Source organism: Halopseudomonas sp. SMJS2 (assembly GCF_029866945.1).
GTDB lineage: Bacteria > Pseudomonadota > Gammaproteobacteria > Pseudomonadales > Pseudomonadaceae > Halopseudomonas > Halopseudomonas bauzanensis.
The window spans coordinates 1,207,975-1,231,769 of the sequence record NZ_CP123445.1; the positions used below are offsets into that span (position 1 = coordinate 1,207,975).

Below are 23,795 nucleotides of genomic sequence, written 5' to 3' on the forward strand. Positions count from 1 at the left end.
GGGTAGAATCAACAACAGCCAAGTGGCGAGAAAAACCAGAGCGACGCTGGGCAATTTACCCTGAATATCAAGTTTCATAAGTGACACCTTTTATTTTTGTGTGCCGGGCGTCCTCGTAGGTTGCCCTGCTGTCTGCGCCGGATAAGGCGACAGCACCAGTGTATGGATGCGGCCGGTCTGCCGCAATGATCTGACCAGAAATAGCGGATCTGTATTTCATGGTAGAACAGCTGAGACGCGCCGTTAGACGAATTGGCTACATGCAAATTGCTGCCAATTGCGCTGAGTCTCTGTTTTGACGATGCGTGGCTATCCATTCGGTCGCGCCGGGCTCTACAATAGCCGTCTCTTCCCTTTTTCTCCGAGAAACATCATGCACGTCGCATCCGGTCGCTGGCTGTACGGATTTCTATTGGCATTGACCACCACCACCCTCTGGGGTGTGCTGCCGATCATGCTCAAGGAGGTGCTCAACGGCATGGATGCCTTTACCGTTTCCTGGTACCGCATGCTGTCATCCGGCCTGGTGCTGTTGCTATGGCTGGCAGCCCGCCGGCGGTTGCCCTCGATCCGCGCGTTGTCCACACGCAACCGCTGGCTGCTCCTGGTCGCGGTGCTCGGCCTGGCCTGCAACTATGTGTTGTACGTGTTGGCACTGGATCGGCTGACGCCCGGCACCATGCAACTGATGATCCAGATCGCCCCGATCATGCTGATGCTGGGCAGCATGCTGGTATTCAAGGAGCGTTTCGGTATCGGTCAGTTGTTGGGTCTGGCGGTACTGTTGCTTGGCTTCGGGCTGTTCTTCAATCAACGCCTGGTGGAGCTGTTTACTCAACTGAGCGACTACACGCTGGGCATCCTGATCACCCTGGCCGCAGCTTTCGCCTGGGCCTTGTATGGGTTGGCCCAGAAGCAGTTGCTGACCATCTGGTCGTCGGTCACCATCATGATGGTGATCTACCTGGCCTGCGCGGTGCTGTTGGCACCCCTCGCCACGCCGAGCCAGATCACGCAGTTGAACCAACTGCAGCTGTGGCTGCTGCTCGGCTGCTGCCTGAATACCCTGGTGGCCTATGGCGCCTTCGCTGAGGCGTTGGTGCACTGGGAAGCATCCCGGGTCAGCGCCACCGTGGCCACCACGCCGTTGTTCACCTTTGCCCTGGTCGCGCTGGGCTCGATGCTGTGGCCTGCGGTGATCAAGCCCGAACTCTTGAACAGCCTCGCCTATCTGGGAGCGCTGCTGGTGGTGTCCGGCTCGGCGCTGATCGCCCTCGCGCCCAGCCTGCTGCAGAAACTGGAGAACCGTCGGCTGCGGCGACTGACAGTCACGCCGCCGCTGGAGTAGCGATTGTGGGGCCAGGTTTCTGACCGGGCCCCGATGGTTTCTATGTGGGAGCGGCCTTCGCGAGGCTTTTCTGCCAGGTTCATTCGCGGGCAAGCCACTCCCATCACTGCCATAGCCGGGGACTTCAGGCCCTGGTCGTCCGGTCCCCCAGCATCGCCTGCGGCTGCACTGCCTGGTCGAAGGCCTGCTCATCCAGATAGCCCAGTGCCAGCGCCGCATGACGCAACGATGTTCCCTCGGCGTAGGCTTTCTTGGCGATTTCGGCGGCCTTGTCATAGCCGATGACCGGATTCAATGCGGTGACCAGCATCAAGCTGTTGTCCAGATGCTCGCGCATGCGCTCGGTGTCAGGTTGCATGCCTTCCACACAGTGCTCGCGGAAACTGTCGCAGCCGTCGGTCAGCAGGCGCACTGACTGCAGCAGGGCATGGATGATCACCGGTTTGAACACGTTCAGCTGCAACTGGCCGTAGCTCGCCGCCATGCCCAGGGTCACGTCATTGCCCATGACCTGGCAGGCAATCATTGACAGCGCCTCGCACTGGGTCGGGTTGACCTTGCCGGGCATGATCGAGCTGCCCGGTTCGTTGGCCGGCAACCTGACCTCGGCCAGCCCGGCCCGCGGCCCGCTGCCCAGCAGGCGCAGGTCATTGGCCAATTTCATCAGTGTTACCGCCAGTTGCTTGCAGGCAGCGTGCAGTTGTACCAGCGGTTCATGCCCGCTCAGGGCGGCGAACTTGTTGGCGGCGCTGGTGAAGGGCAGGCCGCTGAGGCTTGCCACCTCGGCGGCAAGCATTCCGGCAAAGCGCGGTGGTGCATTCAGGCCGGTGCCCACCGCCGTGCCGCCCTGGGCCAGAGCGTAGACCTCCGGCAATGCTTGCTCCACGGCCCTGATCCCCATATCCAGCTGTACAACGAAGGCGGAGAGCTCCTGGCCGAAGGTCACCGGGGTGGCGTCCATCAGGTGGGTGCGGCCGATCTTGATCAGGTCCGCGTGGCGGCGGGCCTGTTCATCCAGGCTGTCGCGCAGAGCCTGTACCGCGGGCAGCAGTTGCTGGCGGACCTGGGTGGCGGCCGCCACGTGCATGGCGCTGGGGAAGGTATCATTGGAGCTTTGCGAGCGGTTGACGTGATCGTTCGGGTGTACCGGTGTTTTGCCGCCACGGGGCTGGCCAGCCAGCTCGTTGGCGCGGTTGGCGAGGACCTCGTTGATATTCATGTTGCTCTGGGTGCCGCTGCCGGTCTGCCAGACGGAGAGGGGGAAATGCTCATCCAGCTGGCCGGTAATGACCTCATCCGCGGCCTGGCTGATCAACTCCGCCAGCGGCGCATCCAGATTGCCCAACTGCAGATTGGTGCGCGCGGCGGCCTTTTTGATCAGCGCCAGGGCATGCACCACCGTCAGGGGGATGCGCTCCTCGCCGATGGCGAAGTTGTGCAGTGAGCGTTGGGTCTGCGCACCCCAGTAGCGGTCTGCCGGCACCTCGATGCCGCCCATGCTGTCGGTCTCGGTACGTGTGTTCATATGCGCCCCCTCGTTGCTGATGGATATGTGACCTGCCAGTATAGGCGCCCGTTCAACCCACCGGAGCTGCCATCCATGCGTTTACTACCTAGCCTGATGGTCTGTTGTCTTTTCCTGGGGCAGTTGGCCCAGGCTGACGAGGCGTCACACCGGAGCAGTGCCGAGCGCTTTCTCAAGCTGGCCAATGCCGAGGATATGACGGCGCCGGTCTATACCCAGGTCGAACAGTTGCTGACGGCCCGTTTTACCCAGATGGGTGGCTCGATGCAGTATGAATCGGTGCTGCGTGATTACCAGCGGCAGGCCCGGGACATTCTGAACGCCCAGTTGAGCTGGGATGCCATCCGTGATGACCTGATTGATCTGTATCTGCCGGTCTTCAGCGAAGAGGAGTTCGAGCAACTGGCTGCGTTCTACCGCTCTCCGGCGGGCAGCAAGCTGATGGAGCATCTGCCTGAACTGACCCGTGATTCCATGGCCATCACCCGCGAACGCCTCGAGCAACACATTTCGCCACAATTGGAGCAGTTGGTGCAGGCGATGGAAGCCGAGGTCGAGGGGCGGCAGGCGGGGTTGCGGTAGCGCTGCTGCGCGGTGTGAATGCGCTATTGGTCTGCCATTAACCAAAGCCGGTGCGGCTGACCGGGACAGATGAGCCGGATACAATGCATTGATCAATCAAGGAGACAAGCCATGAGCACCACCCAGGCAGCACTGGAACAGGCTCTGCAAAGCCTGGCGCCCAGCCATCTCGAACTGCTCAATGAGAGCCACATGCACGCCGTACCGCCGGGCTCGGAGTCGCATTTCAAGCTGGTGATCGTCAGCGACGAGTTCGAAGGTCTGAATGCCGTGAAGCGGCATCAGGCGGTCTATCGCACACTGGGCGACCTGATGCAGCAGATCCACGCGCTGGCATTGCATACCTATTCGCCCGCCGAGTGGCAGGCCAGTGGCCTGGCACCGGATTCGCCCAACTGCATGGGCGGCAGCAAGGCGGACCACTGAAGCGGATGCGCCCCGGCCGATAATCCGCATGCCGGCTGGCTCTCAACTTTGTTAAACTTGCCGCCCCCAAAGTACGCCCTTTACGCGGGCGATTACCGAAAAGAGGAATGGCATGTCCAATATCGTCGTGGTGGCGCTGTACAAGTTCGTCACCCTGGAAGACTTCGAAGACCTGCGCCAGCCGCTGCTGGATACCATGATCGCCAACGGCGTCAAGGGCACCCTGTTGCTGGCGCTGGAAGGCATCAACGGTACCGTGGCCGGGAGCCGCGCAGGCACCGCAGCGCTGCTTGAATGGCTGCGCCGGGACCCGCGCCTGAGTGATCTGGACTGGAAGGAATCCCTCTGCGAGGAAATGCCTTTCTACCGCACCAAGGTCAAGCTGAAGAAGGAAATCGTCACCATTGGCATTCCCGGCATCAGTCCCAATGAAAAAGTGGGGGCCTATGTCGAGCCGAAGGACTGGAATGATCTGATCAGCGACCCGGAAGTGCTGTTGATCGACACCCGCAACGATTACGAAGTGTCGATCGGTACCTTCGAAGGTGCCATCGATCCGCAGACCAAATCCTTCCGCGAGTTTCCTGATTACGTTCGTCAGCAGTTCGATCCGCAGAAACACAAGAAAGTCGCCATGTTCTGCACCGGCGGCATTCGCTGCGAGAAGGCCTCGAGCTTTATGCTCAAGGAAGGCTTCGATGAGGTCTATCATCTCAAGGGTGGCATCCTGAAGTATTTCGAAGAGGTGCCGGCGGAGCAGAGCAAGTGGGACGGCGAGTGTTTCGTGTTCGATAACCGCGTCACGGTACGCCACGATCTGGCGCCGGGTTCGTTCGACCAATGCCACGCCTGCCGCCATCCGGTATCGGCTGAAGACATGGCCTCGGTGCAGTACGAGGAAGGTATCAGCTGTCCGCATTGTTATGACAGTCTGCCGGAGAAAACCCGGCGGCGTGCCGAGGAACGACAGCGCCAGGTCAAGTTGGCCAAGCTGCGCCAACAGCCGCATCCCATCGGCCTGCAGCCGGAACTGGCCAGCCCTAACGCAAAGTAATCGGAGTACTGCATGTCCCAGCGCCTGATCTATGTGATGGACCCCATGTGTTCCTGGTGCTGGGGCTTCGCTCCGGTGATCGATGCTATCCAGGCAGCGTTTCCCCAGCTGGATCTGCATCTGGTACCCGGCGGGCTGCGCCCTGGCGTGACCGATCCCATGCAGGACTCGACGCGCCTGGCGCTGGCGGAACACTGGCAGGCCGTGCACGCGGCGACCGGCCAGCCGGTGCTGACGCCTGATGACCTGCCCGCGGCCTTTGTCTATAACACCGAGCCCGCCTGCCGGGCGCTGGTGGTGGGGCGGGAACTCGATGCCGGAAAACTGTGGGCGCTGGTCAAAGCCATCCAGAGTGCCTTCTATACCCAGGCTATTGATGTCACTCAGGCTGGCGTGCTGACCGATCTGGCCGAAGGGGCCGGATACAGCCGCAACGACTTCATCGAGGCCTTTGATGCCCCGGAGACACGGGTGATGCTGGCTGCGGATTTTGCCTGGGTGGGCGATCTGGGTATCAGCGGCTTCCCGACCCTGTTGGCCGAACGCAACGGGCAGTTGGCGTTGTTGGGTAATGGTTATCAGCCGGCAGCCTCGTTGCTGCCCTTGTTGCGGCGTTGGGTCGAGGCGGGCGACAGGCTCCCGGACTGAGCTTGCGGACGGGCGAAGCGCGCTGGGCGTCCAACTGGCCGTGTGAGCTGCACGCCCGCTTGCGGGCATCGAGCCGGCGCTGCGCTGATGCGGTGAACATCCTTTCTTTTGAATGCTAGCCAGAGGCGGTCATGTCAGGAAAAACAGTCAGCAGCGCCATTCTATTGCTGGTTGTCGGCAACGCCATTGCTGTGATCTCGGATGTCTTCGTCAAGTTTCTCGAGGAAGGCGTCCCGGTGTTCCAGTACGCCTTCCTGCGCTGCGTGATCACCTTGCTGTTGCTGGCGCCATTCTGGAAACACCTGGATACCGGCCATTTCTTTGAAGGTGGGGTCCTGCATTTTATCCGCGGGCATGTTCATCTGGTCGGGATGATCTGCATGGTCTACGCCTTGATTGCTCTGCCACTGGCTACCGCCAATGCGGTATTCATGGTGGCGCCGATCATGGTGATGATCCTTTCAGTCATGTTCTTTGGCGAAAGGTTATCGACGCTCAGTCTGGTCGCCGTTATCAGTGGGTTCGCTGGGATCCTGGTGATATTGCGGCCCGTCGAGATCGGTTGGGCGGCCCTGGCTGCCCTGGGTACCGCAGCTGCGCTGGCCATCAACGCGGTGTTGGTGCGCCGGCTGCCGCGCGATCAGTCCACGGTACAGAAGCTGTTTCTCAACTACCTGATGATCACGCCGCTGTGTCTGGCTTTGGCGTGGTGGGAAGGTGCAGCCTGGAGCCGCGAGGTGCTGATCAGCGCGTTCGGCTCGGCACTGTTCATCCTTGGCTACAACGTATGTGTATTGCTTGCCTACAAACACGTGGATGCCAACCAGATCACCAGTGCGGAATACACTGCGCTGGTCTGGGCGGTGATCATTGGCTGGGTGTTTTTTGCCGAAGTACCGGACCTGTGGTTCGTGGTTGGCAGCGCGATGATAGTGGTGCCATTGTTGCTGATTGGCCTGCAGCAGCGGCGTATCCGTCCACGCCCCAGCCATCATGAGCTGGCTGACACGCGCTATCACACCGCGCCCGCTACAGATGACGAGGGCATCACACAGGACGCTGGATACAAGCAGTGAGGTGGTGTGAGTCCCCCGCCAGGGCGGGGGATTCAGACGTCCGAGCAGAACGCTCAGTGACGGGGATCGAGCAGTGCCGGGCGGGCTTTCTCTTCCGGTGCCTGGAACAGCAGGTAGAGCTGGGTCAGCACGTCGGGGATATGGTCGAGCATGTCCTGAACCATCTCTTCGTCCCGGGCTATCTCGGCGAACTCGGGCTGGTCTTCGAACAGGCCGGAACCGACCATGATCGGCAGCAGCAGCTCGCTGACGGTTTCCTCGTCCTGGGCGAACCAGTCTTCCTCACGGATGAACACGCCTTCCAGGAAGCCCACACACCAGCTGCGCAGATCGGACAGGTCCGGCTCGTCACCGAGAGTCAATTCGCACGGCGGTTCCAGCTCTTCGTCGCTGGCCAGAATGCGTTCGATCAGGGACTTGAGTTCGCGCAGGGTGTTCTCGATGTCGGCCTTCTGGGCTTCGTCGGTGTACTGCGGCTCTTCGGCGAACAGTTCGAACATCCATTCCTGTTCAGGAACGTCCACGGGGCTGATGGACAGGGCGGTCAGGTAACCATGCCCGGCAAGATAATCGAGAGCTTCATCGTGCAGATCGTCAGCATCCAGAAACTGCTGCAGGCGCTCGAGTTGGTCGGCGAAGGACATGGCACACCTCATCATGGATAATGGTCAGCATTGTACGCACGTGGCCGGATTATTGCCAAAGCATTGGCAATACCAGCACCTCATCACAGCGAATCTCAACCGGGCTGATATAATCGGCCCTTTCTGCCGGCCGACATCGGCCGCCCGACTGCAATCATGCAAGGAGAATCATGCGCGAGCAAGCCTTACAGCGGCTGCGGGATATTTTCGGCTACGGAGAGTTTCGCGGGCATCAGGCGGACATCATCGATCAGGTCGCCACCGGCGGCGACGCCCTGGTCCTGATGCCGACCGGTGGCGGCAAATCACTCTGCTATCAGATTCCCGGTCTGCTGCGTGAGGGCCTCACCGTGGTGGTGTCGCCGTTGATCGCGCTGATGGATGACCAGGTCGCCACCCTCAATGAGCTGGGGCTGCGTGCGGCGGCACTGAACTCCACGCTGGATGAGATTGAGCGCCGGGATATCGCCGAGCGGCTGCGCCGGGGTGAGATGGATTTTCTCTATCTGGCGCCCGAGCGCCTGCTCAAGCCGCGCACCCTGCAGTTCCTGCAAAGCCTGGATATTGCCCTGTTCGCCATCGACGAAGCCCACTGCGTATCGCAATGGGGTCACGACTTCCGCCCCGAATACCTGCAGATGGGGCAGTTGGCCGAGCTGTTCCCGGGCGTGCCGCGCATGGCGCTGACCGCCACCGCCGATGAACGCACCCGCGAGGAGATCGCCCAGCGCCTGCGGCTGGAGGATGCCAAGCGCTTCGTGTCCGGCTTCGACCGGCCGAACATCTTCTACCGCATCGTGCCCAAGGATCGGCCCCGTCAGCAGTTGCTGGGCTTTCTCAAGGACCAGCGCGGCAATGCCGGTATCGTCTATTGCCTGTCGCGCAAGAAGGTCGAGGACACGGCGCAGTGGCTCAGCGACCAGGGTTGGCCGGCGCTGCCTTATCACGCGGGGCTGCCACCGGAGTTGCGCGCCTATCACCAGAAGCGCTTCCTCAACGAGGAAGGCTTGATCATGGTGGCGACCATTGCCTTCGGCATGGGCATCGACAAGTCCAACGTGCGCTTCGTCGCCCACCTGGACCTGCCCAAGAGCATCGAAGCCTATTATCAGGAAACCGGTCGCGCCGGTCGTGATGGATTGCCCGCCGATGCCTGGATGGCCTACGGCCTGCAGGATGTGCTGATGCTCAACCAGTTCATGGCCAACTCCGACGGTGATGAGCGGCACAAGCGCATCGAGCGGCACAAGCTCGACGCCATGTTGGCGCTGTGCGAAATCACCACCTGCCGCCGTCAGTCCCTGCTTGGCTATTTTGGCGATGTTCTCGAGGAGCCCTGCGGCAACTGCGATAATTGCCGGGAGCCGGCTGCTACCTGGGACGGCAGCGAGGCGGCGCGGATGGCGCTGTCCACCGTCTATCGCAGCGGCCAGCGTTACGGCGTCGGCCATCTGGTGGATATCCTGCTGGGCCGGGACAACGAGAAGATTCGTACCGCCGGGCATCAACACCTGTCGACCTACGGTATCGGCAAGCAGTGGAGCGAGCAGGACTGGCGCTCGGTGTTTCGCCAACTGATCGCCCGCGGGCTGGCGGAAATCGACCTGGATGGGTTCGGCAGTCTGCGGCTGTCCGACACTTGTCGCCCGCTGCTGCGCGGCGAGGAGTCCTTGGCCCTGCGCAAGGATGTATCCCGTACAGCCAGCGTGCCCAGCCGCTCCAGCGACAAGCCAGTGATCGCCGAGGCCGACAAGGCGTTGTGGGAAAACCTGCGGGCGCTACGCAAACGCCTGGCCGAGGCCCATGGCGTGCCGCCCTATGTAGTATTCGCCGACTCGACCCTGGTCGATATGCTGCGTCAGCGCCCGACCACATTGCAGGACATGGCGCTGGTCAGTGGTATTGGCGCGCACAAGCTGGAGCGTTACGGTGCGGACTTCCTGCAGGTGCTGCTGGAAGAGGGTGGCGCGGAGACCGCTGCGCCCGCACATCAGGCCCATGAGGTGCAGGCACTGGCCCAGGCCGGCATGGAAGCGCAGCAGATTGCCCGGCAGACCGGGTTGCCGATCCGGCAGGTCTACCAAAAGCTGGCCCAGGCCATCAGCATCGGTCAACTGGACCTGCACCAGGCCATCGACCTGCCACCGGGTCAGCTGGAGCGAATCCAGGATCTGTTTCTCAATGAAGCGGAAGAAGACCTGCCCGGCGTACGCGCCGTTGCGCAGGAACTGGACGAGCCGGTGGAGGAGGGCGTGCTGCACTGTATCCGCGCCGCGCTGGTACTGGAAATCAGCGGCTGAGAGCGTTGTCGAGATGACAATCGGCCGGGGTCCATCCCGGCCTGGGCGCAGCAAGCTGTACTGAATGTCGGGGCGTCCTAGAATGTCTGCCCCAGGTTCATATATAACGCCCGCTCGCCCTCCTGGTTGGCACCGATGCCGAAGAACAGCGGACCGAGGAAGGTGTCCATGCCCAGTAGTAGGCTGCCGGCGCCCATGTAGCCGGTATCCAGGGCCTCTTCGCCCTTGTTGTAGACCCGGCCGTACTCCAGGCTGCCGCCCAGGTAGAAGGGCATGGTCAACGGCGTGCTGCCGGGGTTCAGCTGGCGATAGTAGACCACCCGCGCCAGGTTGTAGTTCTGTCCGGCCAGGCCGTTCTGACGAAAGCCCGAGAACTTGCCAATGCCACCGAGCAGGAAGCTGCTCTGGGCCACATCGACATCGCTGTCGGTGCGGCCAAGGGATGCGCCGATTTGAAAGCTGTGGGGCCCCGAGGCGAAGGCCTTGTTGGCCCGCACTTCCAATTGCTGGTAACGCTCGTCCGCCCCCAGATCGGGTTCCGATTGGCGCCAGAGTATGCGTGCGGCGTCTCCGGAGCGGGGGAAGTTGACGTTATCCAGGGTGTCGCGATCGACCTGCAGTGAGTAGAAGGCTTCATCGAACTCAAGGGTGGGTTGCTCGGGGTCACCCACGCGGATTTCGGATTCGCCCCAATAGCGCGACAGTCCGAAGCGGACTTCACCATTGTTGGCGATCTGGCGGCCGAAATTGATGCCGGCGCCGTAGCGCTGCTGGCGATAGTCGGCGACGGGATCGTTGTCCAGAATCACTTCGACGTTGCGTGCTTCGGCATCGATGAAGGGCGCGATGAAATAGCGTGAACCGTAATCCAGTGGCTGGTAGAACTCGCTGTACAACTGCTGATGCTCGCCCAGTTGCAGGCGCGTCAGCCATTCAGCGCCCAGCGGGTTGACGCCATTGACACGGAAGCTGGCTCCCATGGTGAACTGGCTGCCGCCCTCGAAATCATCCACCAGGTTCAGCCCCAGGCGCAGATAATCCGTACCGGTCTCCCGGCCGCTGGTGCGGATCAGCAGGGTGTTGCGATCGCCCTCGTGGAGAATCTCGTAGTTGACCTGGCTGAAATAATCGGTGCCGTAAATGGTGCCCATGTCCTTGGCCAGGTGATCGGTATTCAGCGGTTCGCCGAGCTGCTGACGGACCATGCTGCGCACTACTTCATCGGCGACCTTGCCGCTGTTGACCACCCGGATTTCATGGATGATCGGCTGGCGATGGGGACGGTTGCTGGCAAGGTTGCCGCCAGGCTGTTGCACGTTGGCCGGATGAGCGAACGCCTGCAGGTGCGGTGATTGCAACAGGCTCTGGGCGCCGGCGTCGATGGCTTCATCGGCTTCGGCGAAACTGCTGAAGGCGATGCTGCCCAGTTCAGGTTGCAGCAGCAGGTCCTGTTCGGTCAGCGTGGCCAGTTGCTCCTGGGTGTTGTTGCGAGTCAGCAGGGTGGTGGTCTGGTCCATGATGTCGAGGATGGTGTGCATGTCCTCGGCCGGTTTCAGCGGGGTGGCGATATCCACCACGATGACCCGATCCACACCCATTTCCCGGGCAACATCCACCGGCAGGTTCTTCGACAACACGCCGTCTACCAGCATGCGGCCATCGACCATTACCGGCGCGAAGAATCCGGGCAGGCCGATGCTGGCGCGGATGGCCTGGGGCAAATGACCACTCTTGAACACCACGGCATCGCCGGTGGCGATATCGGTGGCCACGGCGCGGAAGGGGATCGGCAGGCGGTCAAAATCATCGATATCGTTGGTATGCACCAGCAGGCTTTCCAGGACCAGGCCCAGGTTCTGGCCCTGCAGGAGGCCGAGCGGGAAGCTGAGCTTGCCACCCTTGAAGGTCAGGCGCTGCTTGACCAGAAAATCACGATCATCCTGCTTGCGGCGGTAGGGAATATCCTCACGCAACGGCGAATCGCTGAGCGCCGCCGGCCAATCCATCTCCAGTGCAATCTGCTCCAGTTCATCGGCGCTGTAGCCCGCCGCATACAGACCACCGATCACCGCGCCCATGCTGGTGCCGGCAATGGCGTGGATTGGAATGTTCTGTTCCTCGATCTGCTTGAGCACGCCGATATGTGCCAGACCGCGGGCGCCGCCGCCGGAAAGCACCAGGCCGGTGCGTATTTCGGTGGAGGGTGGGTTGTTCTGGGCCACGGCCAGGGCCGGGAGCAGCACCAACAGTAGCAGGATAACGGGTCTGAACATGGTGAAGCCTGATTTTGAGCGAGGTGACCGAATCGACGGCACATTGTATACGACACTGTGGTTGTTTTGCGTGGCTGTCATCTTTTGGTCATGTGAGCGTCATCATCCGGTCACCCAGTGACACTAGTTTGACCGCAGAGATGGAAGGGGGATGACAGATGACTCATGTGGAAGATTTCTCGGCGGTTGGCAAACAGCGGGTGCGCACCATCTGGATTTCCGATGTGCATCTGGGCACACGCGACTGTCAGGCCGAGAAGCTGGCAGGGTTTCTCAAGGAGTACGAATGCGACCAGCTATATCTGGTCGGCGATATCATTGATGGCTGGCGGCTGCGCAAGAGCATGTATTGGCCGCAATCACACACTAATGTCATTCGCCGCATCCTGACCATGAGCAAGCGCGGCACCCGGGTGACCTATGTCACTGGCAATCATGATGAATTCCTGCGCCGTTATGCGACCCTCAATATCGGCAACATCCGGTTGGTGGACGAGGCTGAGCACGTTACCGCTGATGGCCGAAAACTGCTGGTCATTCATGGTGACCAGTTCGATGTCATTACCCGCTGTCACCGTTGGCTGGCCTTCCTCGGAGACTACGCCTACGAATTCAGTCTGCGCCTGAATCGCTGGCTCAACTACTGGCGCAGCCGCTACGGCTATGGTTACTGGTCATTGTCCGGCTACCTCAAGCACCGCGTGAAGAAGGCGGTGAATTTCATCAGCGAATTCGAAGAGGCGTTGGCCCATGAATGTCGCAAGCGCGATCTGCAGGGTGTGGTGTGCGGGCATATCCACCATGCGGAGATCCGCGAGGTCAATGGTATCAGCTACCACAATTGCGGTGACTGGGTAGAATCCTGCACCGCGTTGATCGAGCAGTGGGATGGCAGCATAGCGCAGTATAACTGGGCCGAGAGCGAAGCTTTGGGCGAAGTCGAGGTCGAGGCGACAGAAGAGGTGTTGCCACTGCCCGTTACGCTGATCAAATGATTACCTTGTCCCGCAGTTTACGCGCTGCCAATTCCAGCGCCTTGACGATGTCGTCCTTGTCATAGTTGCGAATGCCATTGGTATCCAGATACATGGAAAAGCCAGGCAACTCGTGCTCGACGAAAGTGGGCGCTGCGCCCAGATCCCGGCGCAGCCCCACCACCTGATAGATCTGCACCGGCCGGCTGAAACCCTTGACCTCGATCCGGCCCTTGTCGCGGCACATGATCAGATCCTTGATCAGCGACCAGGTCTCATGGGGAATGAGGATCTCGCCGGCCTCGGCGGCATTTTCCAGGCGGCTGGCGAGATTCACTTCACGGCCAATGATGGTGTAGTCCATGCGCATATCTGCACCGAAATTGCCCACCGTACAATAGCCCGTACTCAACCCCATGCGGATTTCCAGTGGCCGGGTGATGCCCTGGCTGCGCCATTGCTGACGCAGTACTTTCATATGCTTGCGCATGGCGATGGCCATGGACACGGCAGCTTCGGCGTCCTGCTTGGCGCCGCGGCTGACCGGGTCGCCAAAGAACACCATGACGCTGTCGCCGATGAACTTGTCGATGGTGCCGCCATATTGCAGGGCGATGCGGGCCATTTCGTTGAGATAGTTATTGAGCAGATCGGTCAGCGCCTCGGCTTCCATTTCTTCGGCCAGCTCGGTGAAGCCGCGAATATCGGAGAAGAATACGGTCAGCTTCTTGCGATGGGTTTCCAGAGTGACCCGCTGATTGCCGGAAAAGATCGATTCCCAGACCTGAGGCGAGAGGTACTTGGCCAGGTTGCTGGCCAGCTCAGCGGTTTTTGCCTGCTCGGCGCTAATGAGTTGCTGTGCCTGCTCCAGACGCCGCCCCTGGCGGTAGACGAAGGCGGCGATGGTTACCGTGAAGGTGCCACCGCTGGCCAGACTGCAGAAGGCCAGCAACTGGCTGCTCACCAGTTGTGGCTCGGGGGTGAGAATGGCGGCCGACAGCATGCAACCCGCCAGGGTCAGCAGGCTGGCGGCGAACAAATACAGCGGCCCGCCGATAATGATGCTGGCGAAGCTGATCAGCAGTAGAAAAACCAGGCTCGGAATCAGGCTGAACTGGCATAGGGTGATGAACACGCCGGTGTGCAGCGCATCCAGAGCCAGCAAGGCCAGGCGCAGGTTGCGCGCGCCGGACTGGCGGCGAAACTCGGTCAACAGGCGGATGGCATGGGGATACAGCAGCGAGTAGATGATGACCCCGCCGGTCAGGGTGGTCAGCCCCTGCTCGTAGGCTATGGCGGTGAAGATGATAGCGACGCAGAAATAGGCCATGACCCGGGAGTAGTAGCCCTCGAGTGGAGGGCGTACCGGTTGTATGCGGGTTTGCAATGTCATGATCAGTCTTTCCCTGGCCTGATGGTGTGCCAGACCGATCATAGTATGCAAGGCAGGCGGTGGAAAGCTCAGGCGTACATGGACTGGCGCGGGCGGGCAAATACGCGGCGCAACATGGGCTCGAAAAAGCTCAGTGGCTCTGTCGGATAATCCGGGTCGAAGGCCGGTGCGTCATATAGTGCGCAGAACTCGGCGGTGCGCTGGTATAGGGGGTGATCCTTGAACTGTTCGCGCAGATGGCGATCCATGCCCAGATGATGGAAGAAGTAGTAGCCCTGGAAGACACCGTGCTTTTCCACCATCCATAGATTTTCCGCCGAAACGAAAGGCTTGAGCATGGCGGCAGCGATGTCAGGGTGGTTGTAACTGCCGAGGGTGTCGCCAATGTCATGCAACAGAGCGCAGATGACATATTCTTCATCCCGCCCGTCGCGGTGGGCGCGCGTGGCGGTCTGCAAGGAATGTTGCAGTCGATCGATGGGGAAGCCGCCGAAGTCGCCATCAAGTAGCTTCAGGTGAGTGAGGATGCGATCAGGCAGCTGTTGGGCAAAGGGACGGAAGTGACTGGCGATAAGGCTCCAGTCTTCGGCGGTGCCTTCCTGCATGGCGCGGAAGGTGGCGCGTTGCTCGCTCATGGCATATCTCCGGTTCTTGTCGTTGTATGCCGATGCTACAGGGTGGCCGACGTGACAACTGTCGGCCGTTCGACAATTTGTCGCTGGGGTCAGAAGCGGATACGTCCGGTAAGCATGTCCTTGAGCATCACCCAGTCACCCATGAAACTGTAGAGCGGGTATTTGAACGTGGCGGGGCGGTTCTTTTCGAAGAAGAAGTGTCCCACCCAGGCGAAGCCGTAGCCGGCCACCGGCAAGGCCAGCAACCACCAGACATTGCCACTGACAATAGCCCACAGCAGGATCAACAGCACCAGCGTGCTGCCCACATAATGCAGGCGCCGACTGGTGTCGTTGCTGTGTTCACTGAGATAGAACGGATAAAATTCGGCGAAGGAGTGGAACTCCCTGGTCCGGTTGGTGGTGTCGCTATCAGACATGATGTTCTCCCTGGTTTTGTTATGATCCGGCAATCATGTATCTGGAGCTGATGATAATGGACGCACTGACCGCATTGCACAACCGGGTTTCCGAACCGCGCCTGACTGGCCCGGCGCCCAGCGCCGAGCAACAGGAGGCGCTGTTTCAGGCGGCGTTGCGGGCGCCGGATCATGCCCGGCTGCGGCCTTGGCGGTTTTTGGTGCTGGAAGGGCAGGGGCTGGAGCGCCTGGGTGAGTTGTTTGCCGAGGCTGCGTTGGCCCGAGTTGGCGACCCGCAGGCGCCGGAGGTGCTGCGGGCGCCTTCATTGCCGCAGCGCGCACCGATGGTGGTGATTGCCATCAGCAGTCCGAAAGCCCATCCCAAGGTGCCGGAAATAGAGCAGGAGATGTCCTGCGCCGTCGCCGTCGGCAATATGCTGTTGGCGGCCCACGCACTGGGTCTGGGGGCAGTATGGCGTACCGGTGAACCCGCCTATGATCCGCTGATTCATGAAGGTCTGGGGCTGCAGGCCCACGAGAAAATTGTTGCCTACCTGTATCTGGGTCAGTCGACGGGAGCCCCGAGATCGGTTCCGGTGTTGGACTCACGGGACTTTTTTCGCCGCTGGCCGGACAGTTGAGGACGGGTGGGCAGGTGAATGCGTGCGCATAGCCCGCCCGATGCAGCCTGACTGAAACTCAGGGTGCCGCCATGGCGGATGATTGCGCGGCGGGCAATGGCCAGGCCCAACCCGTGACCACTATCTGCCGGCTGGCCCGGGACCCGGGCGAAGGGTTCGCCGAGGCGCTCGAGCCATTCCTGCGGCACGCCCGGCCCTTGGTCAATCACGCGGATGTCGCAACCCTCGGGGCTGGCTGACAGCACTACGCTGATCAACCCATCGTTGGGCGAGAAGCGCAGGGCATTGCGCAGCAAGTTATCCAGCGCGCTGGCCAGTTGCTCGGGCCAGCCCTGGATCGCACGGCCGGTGCTACCCTGAATTTCCAGGCGCTGATGGGCGGCGGCGAAGCGCGCATCCTCTACGGCATTGGCCACCAACGCATCCACATCGACCCGCTCCAGCGGTACGTTCTGCGCATCCAGCCGGCTCAGGGTGAGAATGTCGCCGATCAGGCTGTCCAGCCGGCTGCACTCGCGGTCCAGGCGCGTCCATAACGGATCGCCCGCTACCAGGCCCTGTTTGCTACCAAGAGCCAGACCGATGCGCAGGCGAGCCAGCGGCGAGCGCAGCTCATGGGAGATATCCCGCATCAGTTGATTCTGACTGTCGAGCAGGCTCTGCACACGGTTGCCCATGCTCTGGAAGCGCCGGGACAACTCGCCGATCTCGTCCCGACGCCGACCGATGTTACCCAGGGTCTGATCATCGAACCGCCCGTGGGCCAGGTCCTGGGCGGCGACGCCGAGCTTGCGCAGCGGTCCGGTCAGATAGCGGCTGAGCAATAGGCTGAGGAGCGCCAGCAGCAGCAGGGCCATGCTGATATTGGTGAACATGGCGAACGGGGTATGTTGCCAGCGGAATAGCTCTGGTGCCGGCACGTGCAACAGCAATTGATAGTGCGCCTGTGGGGAATCCCAGCCGAGCTGGAACAGCCGGCCATGGCGGGTACGTTCCGGGCCGCTGGGCACTGGCAGATCGAAACGGGGTAGCGTGGGCAGGGTGCCTTCAATCAGGCGCTGCCCCTGGGCATCGAACAGCTGCGCCCGCAGCCGATGTTGCCGGCGTTGAGCTTCGAGCCAGGATTGGGCAGACGCGGGGTCCTGTTCATACAGGGTGACCAGCTGTTCGCTGAAGTCCCGCAATTTGGGGTGAAATTGCAGCAGGAGCCAGTCCTGTTGCAAGGCGCGGCTGATCAGAAAGCCCGAACCGCCCACCAGCAGCGTGGCGAGCCAGAGAACGGCGAAGACCTTCCAGAACAGCCGCATGCGGATCAGCTCGCGTCAGAGCGCGTGTCGTCGCGCTTGTCGCTTCTACGCTCCTTGCGCTCTTCCATGTGCTTCTTCATCTTTTCGCGCTTTTCTTCGCGCATCTGCTGCATCTTCTGGCGCTGTTCGTCGGTGAGAATGGCATCCATTTTTTCCTTTTTCTCTTCGTGCAGCGCTTTCATTTTCTCGAACTGCTCTTCGTGCACGGCGCGCAGCTGTTCCTGCTGCTCGGTCGTCAGCTCCAGTTCGGTCGCGATCCGTTCCATGTGCCGCTCATGGTATCGACCCTTGTCCCCATCCATGCCGGGCATGGCCAGAGCTACACAGGATGCGGCGGTAGTGAGAGCGAACAGACCTGCCATCAGTGTCTTTTTCATGGGTATCTCCTGGTTTGCAGATGACCGGCGTGTCCGGCCATTGGTATCCAGTCTAGTCATGGGGATGTCAAGCAGGGCTGGCGGGCGGTAAAGGCTGTGTAAAGATCCGTCTGTTCCCGTTTCAACTGTACAGATAGCCCCGGCCGCGGATGGACTGGATGCGCGGGCGACCGTCCTCGTGGGGGCCGAGTTTGCGCCTGAGATTGCTCATGTGCATGTCCAGGCTGCGGTCATGGGGGCCGAGCGGCTTGCCCAGGGCCTGGCGCGACAGACTCTGACGGTCGATCAACTGGCCCGGCCGCTCCAGCAGTTCGCGCAGGATCAATACTTCGGTCTGGGTCAGTGGCAGCAGTTCGTCGTTCTGCCAGACCATCAGGCTGGCACTGTCGAGCCGCAGGTCACCGACCTGCAGCAACTGTTCATCGGCTATCGGCATGGCGCGGCGCAGCAGGGCGCGCAGGCGGGCCACCAGTTCCCGCGGATCGCAGGGTTTGGCCAGGTAATCATCGGCACCCAGTTCCAGACCGAGAATGCGGTCAACCGGCTCGCCCCGGGCGCTGAGCATCAATAGCGGGGTATTGCAGTGCGGACGCAGAGCGCGCAGCACTTCCAGGCCGTTCATGCCTGGCAGCATCATGTCCAGCACGATGGCGCCATAACTGCCGGTGCGGGCAGCTTCGAGGCCGGCAGGACCGTCGTGTACGCTGGTGAGGGTGAAGCCTTCGGCGGCCAACCAGGAACCCAGCAGTTCGCAGAGTTCCTGATCGTCGTCGATCATCAATACCGACTGGTTCAATTCAGCCACTCGCTGCGTTTGCGACGACCGCCGAGCTGCGCCAGTATCCAGCCCAGCAGCAGGCTGCCGGCGACGGTGGCACCGCCGACGATGAACCACTTGCGCTGCTGCTCTTGCTGATTGCGCGCGGCGACTTCTTCCATGGCGACCAGTCGGTCGCGCAGGGCAAGGTTCTGCCTGCCCAACCGCTCCACCTCGGTATGGTCGGCGGCGTTGGCCAGTTCGTCAGCCAGGCGCTGGCGCTCGGCCTCGACCTTGGCCAGTTCGGCCTGCAGCGTGCCGACATCCTGCTCGGCGGTGGGCATCTGCGGATCGACCGGGGCGTCGGCCTGCTGTGCATGCAGTGGCAGTGGCAGCAGCAAGGCGGCCAGCAGCGGCAGCAGGGATGGGCGAAGGGACATTCGGGTGCTCCTCATCAGGCCGGCAGAACACGCTTGAAGGGTTTGACCAGTACCTGGTCATAGACGCCGGCGGCAATGTAGGGGTCCTGATCGGCCCATTCCCGGGCCTGCTCCAGGGAGTCGAACTCGGCCACCACCAGGCTGCCGGTAAAGCCGGCGCTGCCGGGATCATTCGAATCGATGGCCGGATGCGGGCCAGCGAGCACCAGGCGGCCGGCGTCCTGCAGTTGATGCAGACGGGCAAGATGGTCGGGGCGGGCAGCCATTCGTGCATCGAGGGTGCCGGGGGCATCGCTGGCCATGATGGCGTATAACATGTCGGATCCTTGGGGTGGGTAGGTGATAGTGCAGTAACTTATGCCATTCAGTTGGGCATTGTCAGCGCCCAGACGGCATAATAGCCAAATTCTTTCCCTGAATGGCCTGGTTTGATGATGGCCCTGGAGCAAATTTGTTAGCGGACCTGCATATGCACAGCACGGCTTCGGATGGCGCCCTGGCGCCCGCCGAGTTGATGGCGCGTGCGGCCGCGGCCGGTATCGACCTGGTGGCGTTGACCGACCATGACACGCTCGATGGTCTGCCGGAGGCCCAGGCGGCCGCCGCAGCGCATGGCATGGACTGGGTGAGCGGCGTCGAACTGTCGGCGCAGTGGCAGGGCCATACCGTGCACATTCTGGGTTACGGCTTCGACATGCAGTCTCCGGCCCTGCGGGAGGCGCTGGCTGGCGTGCGCGATGGCCGCTGGCAGCGGGCCGAGCAGATCGCCGATCGGCTGGCTGCCAGGCGTATGCCCGGCGCGCTGGAAGGGGCGCTGGCGGTACAGCAGGCAACCGGCAGCGACCCGGATAGCCCACCGGCGCGGCCGCACTTCGCTGACTGGATGGTGCAGGCCGGATACGTGCGTGATCGCGGTGAAGCCTTCCGCAAGTGGCTGGGGGCGGGCAAGCTGGGTGATATCAAACAGCACTGGCCGGCGCTGGAAACGGCGGTGGCACAGTTGCGCGAGGCGGGCGGGCTGGCCGTCGTGGCGCACCCCTGGCATTACGGCTTCACCCGGGCGCGTATCCGCCGTCTATTGCGCGATTTCGCCCAGGCCGGTGGGCGTGGCGTCGAAGTGTCCAACGGCAAGCAGGCACCGGAACAGGTGGCGGTACTGGCGCGCATGAGCATCGAATTCGGTTTTCTCGCCAGTTGCGGCAGTGATTTTCATCATCCGGATTCGCCGTGGATGGCGCTGGGCCAGATGACGCCCTTACCGGCCGATTGCGCGCCGGTATGGCAGGATGCGCGGTTCCCCGATAATGTCATGCCATGAGCGGCCGCTCGACGGAAAAGGCGCAGTTCCCTAAACTGCGGGAAAACATAGCGAGAATGCAGCCGTGAGCCAATATTTCCAAATCCACCCCGACAATCCGCAGGCGCGTCTGATTCGCCAGGCCGTGGAAATCGTGCGTGACGGTGGGGTTATTGCCTATCCGACTGATTCTGCCTATGCCCTGGGCTGCCACCTGGGCGACAAGAACGCGCTGGAACGTATCCGCCGTCTGCGCCAGTTGGATGACAAGCACAATTTCACCCTGGTCTGCCGCGACCTGTCGGAGCTGGGCACCTATGCCAAGGTGGATAACGCCACCTTCCGGTTGTTGAAGAACAACACCCCTGGCCCCTACACCTTCATCCTGCACGCTACTACCGAAGTACCGCGGCGCCTGCTGCATCCCAAGCGGCGCACCATCGGTCTGCGCATTCCTGACCATCAGTTGACCCTGGCGCTGCTCGAAGCCCTGGGCGAGCCCTTGATGAGCGTGACTCTGCAACTGCCGGGCGAGAGTCTGCCGCTGACTGATGCCGAGGATATCCGCGAGCGTCTGGACAAGCAGGTCGATCTGATTATCGACGGCGGCGCCTGTACTATCGAGCCCACCACCGTGGTGGCCTTGCTCAACGGGGAAACCGAAGTGCGCCGCATTGGCCGAGGCGACCCCGAACCCTTCGGCGTCAGCCGTGAATGATTGGTCAACCGGCGCCCCATGCAGGCGCCGGGGCCGAAGAGTATGATAAGCAGCACAATGCCAACACCATGTATCACCAGACAATCAGGAGTTTCCCTTGAGTTCCGTTGAATCCCAGCGCCGGGTCGTGTCCGGCATGCGCCCCACCGGGCGCCTGCATCTAGGTCATTATCATGGCGTGCTCAAGAACTGGGTAAAGCTGCAGCATGAGTACGAGTGCTTTTTCTTCGCTGCCGACTGGCACGCGCTGACCACGCTGTACGAAACCCCGCAGGATATCGAACAGAACGTCTGGGACATGATGATCGACTGGCTGGCGGCGGGCGTCAGTGGTACGTCCGCGACCATGTTCATCCAGTCTCAGGTACCGGAACATGCCGAGCTGAACCTGCTGCTGTCCATGTCCACGCCGCTGAGCTGGCTGGAGCGGGTGCCGACCTACAAGGATCAACAGGAAAGGCTGCGTGATCTGGACCTGGCTACCTACGGTTTCCTGGGCTATCCGTTGCTGATGAGTGCGGACATCCTCGTTTATCGTGCCGGCCTGGTGCCAGTTGGTGCTGACCAACTGTCCCATGTGGAAATCACCCGGGAACTGGCGCGGCGCTTCAATCATCTGTACGGCAAGGAGGCTGGCTTCGAGGACAAGGCGCGGGCTGCCGTGTCGAAGATGGGCAAGAAAGCGGCCAAGCTGTACAACAACCTGCGCACCGCCTATCAGGAGCAGGGTGACAGCGAGGCGCTGGATACCGCACGGGCGCTGTTGCAGGAACAGCAGAACATCACCCTCGGTGACAAGGAGCGCCTGTTCGGCTACCTCGAAGGTGGCGGCAAGGTGATTCTGCCCGAACCCCAGGCGCTGTTGACGCCGGCCTCGAAGATGCCTGGTCTCGACGGGCAGAAGATGTCCAAGTCCTATGGCAACACCATTACCCTGCGCGATACCACCGACGAGGTCAGCGAGAAGATCCGCCGCATGCCTACCGATCCGGCGCGGGTACGGCGTACCGATCCGGGCGATCCAGACAAGTGCCCGGTCTATCAGTTGCACCTGGTATACACCGACCAGGCGACCCATGACTGGGTCAACCAGGGTTGCCGCAGCGCTGGGATCGGTTGTCTGGACTGCAAGAAGCCGGTGATCGATGCGATCTGCACCGAGCTGGCGCCCATGCAGCAGCGGGCCGTGGAGTATGAAGAGAATCCGGACGCAGTACGCCTGATCCTCAGCGAAGGAGCCGAGCGTGCCCGCGACGCGGCTCGCGACACTCTGGTTGAAGTGCGCCAGGCCATCGGCCTGAACTACCGTCGCGGCTGATGAGCGCCCGGGAACCTGCACAACTGGCCGCTGCACCCATTGCGGTGAGCGGCGAGCCGATTGCAGAGCTGCCGGGCCCGATTCAGCATGAGCTGCCGCTGGCCGTCATCAACGGCCAGCCACTCACCGAGCTGCCCCAGGATCTGTACATCCCCCCCGAGGCGCTCGAAGTTTTTCTTGATGCGTTCGAAGGGCCGCTGGATCTGCTGTTGTACCTGATCCGCCGCCAGAACCTCGACATCCTCGATATTCCCGTTGCCGAAATTACCCGCCAGTACATGGGTTATGTCGAGCTGATGAAGACGGTGCGACTGGAGCTGGCGGCCGAATACCTGGTGATGGCCGCGATGCTGGCCGAGATCAAGTCGCGCATGCTGTTGCCGCGTCAGGAAGAGGATCACGATGTTGACTTTGACGACGATCCTCGCGCTGAGCTGATTCGTCGGTTGCAGGAATATGAGCGGTTCCGCCAGGCGGCGGAGGATCTCGACGCGCTGCCGCGGGTCGGGCGGGATATCGCCCTGGCGGCTGCCGCACCGCCGCCATTGGAAACGCGCAAGGCCCATCCGGATATCAGCATGGAAGAGCTGTTGTTGTCGCTCAGCGAGGTCCTGCGCCGCGCCGACATGTTCGAAAGTCATCAGATCAGTCGCGAGACGCTGTCGACCCGCGAGCGCATGGCTGATGTGCTGGATCGCCTGCGGGGCGGCCAGTTCGTACCTTTCATCAGTCTCTACCAGCCGAGCGAGGGCAAGCTGGGCGTGGTGGTGACCTTCATGGCGGTGTTGGAACTGGTCAAGGAGCAATTGGTCGACCTGGTGCAGAGCGAGCCCTTTTCGCCCATTCACGTCAAGGCAAGGAACGATGACTCAACCACCGCTTGAACGGATTCTGGAGGCGGCGCTACAGGCTGCCGGCAAGCCGCTATCGCTGGAGCGAATGCGCGAGCTTTTCGACGAGCACACAGCACCTTCGTTGGAGGAGTTGCGCCAGGCGCTGGCCCAATTGGCCAAGGATCTGGCGGAGCGCTCGGTGGAGTTGCGCGAGGTGGCCAGCGGCTGGCGTTTGCAGGTGCGCGATGGATACGCGCCCTGGGTCTCGCGCCTGTGGGAAGAGCGGCCCCAGCGCTACTCCCGGGCGCTGCTGGAAACCCTGTCGCTGATCGCCTACCGACAACCCATCACCCGCGGCGAGATCGAGGACGTGCGTGGGGTGGCCGTCAGCAGTCAGATCATCCGTACACTGCTCGAGCGCGAGTGGGTGCGGGTGGTGGGGCATCGCGAGGTGCCAGGCCGCCCGGCGATGTACGCTACCACGCGGCAATTCCTTGATTATTTCAACCTGCGCAACCTGGCGGAGCTACCGCCGCTGGCCGACCTGCGGGAAAGCACGGAAGAGTCGGTATCGCCATTGGTCGGCATGTCGGATACCGGTGACAGCACGCCGGGCTGGGACCCTGTAGTTCCATTGGTGGCGGACGGCAGCGTCGGTACGGGTGATTTCGGTGCGTTGCTGGCGGAGCTGGAGGCAATGGAAACCGATCTGAAAACGGACTTCGATGACCTGCTGCCGCCAGTCGAGAATGACAGCGAGCCCGACCCCGCTGGCTGAGCCGGCAGGTCGATGCTATTCTGCGCGACCGGATTCCCCGGAAATTGTCCCCA

General features: G+C 61.7%; 25 protein-coding genes. 14 read left to right on the top strand and 11 right to left on the bottom strand.

All coding sequences use genetic code 11. The features are described 5' to 3' along the window. Positions 1-373 precede the first annotated feature (373 nt). Positions 374-1,348 carry a DMT family transporter gene (locus QAO71_RS05785; protein WP_036991117.1) on the top strand — a complete coding sequence of 325 codons (975 nt, stop codon included), beginning with the start codon at positions 374-376 and terminating at the stop codon, positions 1,346-1,348. Positions 1,349-1,472: 124 nt separating this feature from the next. On the opposite strand, the gene fumC is transcribed toward QAO71_RS05785, so the two are convergent. Continuing rightward, on the bottom strand, positions 1,473-2,873 hold the full coding sequence (fumC, locus tag QAO71_RS05790) for a class II fumarate hydratase (RefSeq protein ID WP_036990509.1): 1,401 nt from the start codon (positions 2,871-2,873) through the stop codon (positions 1,473-1,475). 75 nt (positions 2,874-2,948) lie between these two features. Between fumC and QAO71_RS05795 the strand changes: the two genes are divergently transcribed. From QAO71_RS05795 to QAO71_RS05815, 5 genes are all read left to right on the top strand, one after another. Continuing rightward, complete coding sequence (locus QAO71_RS05795; RefSeq protein WP_063608004.1) at positions 2,949-3,455, top strand: DUF2059 domain-containing protein; 507 nt, start codon at positions 2,949-2,951, stop codon at positions 3,453-3,455. A 111-nt stretch (positions 3,456-3,566) separates the two neighbouring features. After that, a complete protein-coding gene (locus QAO71_RS05800) occupies positions 3,567-3,881 on the top strand; it encodes a BolA family protein (RefSeq protein ID WP_036990507.1) in 315 nt (104 codons plus the stop codon). 112 nt (positions 3,882-3,993) lie between these two features. Beyond that, the gene (locus QAO71_RS05805) at positions 3,994-4,935 is read left to right on the top strand and encodes a rhodanese-related sulfurtransferase (protein WP_036990506.1); all 942 of its coding nucleotides are present in this window, start codon (positions 3,994-3,996) and stop codon (positions 4,933-4,935) included. 12 nt (positions 4,936-4,947) lie between these two features. Further along, positions 4,948-5,583, top strand: coding sequence for a DsbA family protein (locus tag QAO71_RS05810; RefSeq protein WP_074780504.1), 636 nt, complete (start codon positions 4,948-4,950; stop codon positions 5,581-5,583). A gap of 131 nt (positions 5,584-5,714) precedes the next feature. Further along, on the top strand, positions 5,715-6,659 hold the full coding sequence (locus QAO71_RS05815; RefSeq protein ID WP_280165481.1) for a DMT family transporter: 945 nt from the start codon (positions 5,715-5,717) through the stop codon (positions 6,657-6,659). A gap of 53 nt (positions 6,660-6,712) precedes the next feature. On the opposite strand, the gene QAO71_RS05820 is transcribed toward QAO71_RS05815, so the two are convergent. Continuing rightward, a complete protein-coding gene (locus tag QAO71_RS05820; protein WP_036990504.1) occupies positions 6,713-7,303 on the bottom strand; it encodes a UPF0149 family protein in 591 nt (196 codons plus the stop codon). Positions 7,304-7,473: 170 nt separating this feature from the next. Between QAO71_RS05820 and recQ the strand changes: the two genes are divergently transcribed. Then, the gene (recQ, locus tag QAO71_RS05825; protein WP_280165482.1) at positions 7,474-9,603 is read left to right on the top strand and encodes a DNA helicase RecQ; all 2,130 of its coding nucleotides are present in this window, start codon (positions 7,474-7,476) and stop codon (positions 9,601-9,603) included. 77 nt (positions 9,604-9,680) lie between these two features. On the opposite strand, the gene QAO71_RS05830 is transcribed toward recQ, so the two are convergent. Further along, positions 9,681-11,876, bottom strand: coding sequence for a patatin-like phospholipase family protein (locus QAO71_RS05830; RefSeq protein WP_036990502.1), 2,196 nt, complete (start codon positions 11,874-11,876; stop codon positions 9,681-9,683). A gap of 158 nt (positions 11,877-12,034) precedes the next feature. Here QAO71_RS05830 and QAO71_RS05835 point away from each other — a divergent pair, with 158 nt between their 5' ends. After that, on the top strand, positions 12,035-12,871 hold the full coding sequence (locus QAO71_RS05835) for a UDP-2,3-diacylglucosamine diphosphatase (RefSeq protein ID WP_036990501.1): 837 nt from the start codon (positions 12,035-12,037) through the stop codon (positions 12,869-12,871). Here the strand turns inward: QAO71_RS05835 and QAO71_RS05840 are convergent. The 3 genes from QAO71_RS05840 to QAO71_RS05850 all read right to left on the bottom strand — a co-directional run bounded on the left by QAO71_RS05840 (position 12,864) and on the right by QAO71_RS05850 (position 15,297). After that, positions 12,864-14,243: an adenylate/guanylate cyclase domain-containing protein gene (locus QAO71_RS05840; RefSeq protein ID WP_036991114.1), complete on the bottom strand. Its 1,380-nt coding sequence runs from the start codon at positions 14,241-14,243 to the stop codon at positions 12,864-12,866. The two genes, QAO71_RS05835 and QAO71_RS05840, sit on opposite strands and share 8 nt — an antisense overlap. Positions 14,244-14,311: 68 nt before the next feature. Further along, the gene (locus QAO71_RS05845; RefSeq protein WP_036990500.1) at positions 14,312-14,878 is read right to left on the bottom strand and encodes an HD domain-containing protein; all 567 of its coding nucleotides are present in this window, start codon (positions 14,876-14,878) and stop codon (positions 14,312-14,314) included. Positions 14,879-14,967: 89 nt separating this feature from the next. After that, positions 14,968-15,297, bottom strand: coding sequence for a DUF962 domain-containing protein (locus QAO71_RS05850; protein WP_036990499.1), 330 nt, complete (start codon positions 15,295-15,297; stop codon positions 14,968-14,970). Between the two features lie 56 nt (positions 15,298-15,353). Between QAO71_RS05850 and QAO71_RS05855 the strand changes: the two genes are divergently transcribed. Continuing rightward, positions 15,354-15,917 carry a nitroreductase gene (locus tag QAO71_RS05855; protein WP_036991113.1) on the top strand — a complete coding sequence of 188 codons (564 nt, stop codon included), beginning with the start codon at positions 15,354-15,356 and terminating at the stop codon, positions 15,915-15,917. On the opposite strand, the gene QAO71_RS05860 is transcribed toward QAO71_RS05855, so the two are convergent. From QAO71_RS05860 to QAO71_RS05880, 5 genes are all read right to left on the bottom strand, one after another. Further along, a complete protein-coding gene (locus tag QAO71_RS05860; RefSeq protein WP_051610985.1) occupies positions 15,842-17,224 on the bottom strand; it encodes a HAMP domain-containing sensor histidine kinase in 1,383 nt (460 codons plus the stop codon). The genes QAO71_RS05855 and QAO71_RS05860 overlap by 76 nt on opposite strands. A 5-nt stretch (positions 17,225-17,229) precedes the next feature. Beyond that, a complete protein-coding gene (locus QAO71_RS05865) occupies positions 17,230-17,601 on the bottom strand; it encodes a hypothetical protein (protein ID WP_051610983.1) in 372 nt (123 codons plus the stop codon). Between the two features lie 121 nt (positions 17,602-17,722). Continuing rightward, entirely contained in the window at positions 17,723-18,379 is a 657-nt protein-coding gene (locus QAO71_RS05870) for a response regulator transcription factor (protein ID WP_036991106.1), read from the bottom strand. 14 nt (positions 18,380-18,393) lie between these two features. Continuing rightward, positions 18,394-18,798 (bottom strand): hypothetical protein, encoded by a 405-nt coding sequence (locus QAO71_RS05875; RefSeq protein ID WP_036990498.1) that lies wholly within the window; start codon positions 18,796-18,798, stop codon positions 18,394-18,396. Positions 18,799-18,812: 14 nt separating this feature from the next. After that, positions 18,813-19,115 carry a YciI family protein gene (locus QAO71_RS05880; RefSeq protein WP_036990497.1) on the bottom strand — a complete coding sequence of 101 codons (303 nt, stop codon included), beginning with the start codon at positions 19,113-19,115 and terminating at the stop codon, positions 18,813-18,815. A gap of 134 nt (positions 19,116-19,249) precedes the next feature. Between QAO71_RS05880 and QAO71_RS05885 the strand changes: the two genes are divergently transcribed. The 5 genes from QAO71_RS05885 (at position 19,250) to scpB (ending at position 23,742) form a co-directional block, all read left to right on the top strand. Further along, positions 19,250-20,116, top strand: coding sequence for a PHP domain-containing protein (locus QAO71_RS05885; protein WP_280165483.1), 867 nt, complete (start codon positions 19,250-19,252; stop codon positions 20,114-20,116). A 64-nt stretch (positions 20,117-20,180) separates the two neighbouring features. Next, a complete protein-coding gene (locus QAO71_RS05890) occupies positions 20,181-20,813 on the top strand; it encodes an L-threonylcarbamoyladenylate synthase (protein ID WP_036990495.1) in 633 nt (210 codons plus the stop codon). Between the two features lie 97 nt (positions 20,814-20,910). Then, the gene (locus QAO71_RS05895; protein WP_074780533.1) at positions 20,911-22,131 is read left to right on the top strand and encodes a tryptophan--tRNA ligase; all 1,221 of its coding nucleotides are present in this window, start codon (positions 20,911-20,913) and stop codon (positions 22,129-22,131) included. Then, positions 22,131-23,015 (top strand): ScpA family protein, encoded by an 885-nt coding sequence (locus tag QAO71_RS05900; protein ID WP_136869333.1) that lies wholly within the window; start codon positions 22,131-22,133, stop codon positions 23,013-23,015. The genes QAO71_RS05895 and QAO71_RS05900 overlap by 1 nt, the downstream gene beginning before the upstream one ends. After that, a complete protein-coding gene (scpB, locus tag QAO71_RS05905; RefSeq protein WP_036990494.1) occupies positions 22,996-23,742 on the top strand; it encodes an SMC-Scp complex subunit ScpB in 747 nt (248 codons plus the stop codon). Before QAO71_RS05900 ends, scpB begins: the two co-directional genes overlap by 20 nt. Positions 23,743-23,795: the final 53 nt, after the last annotated feature.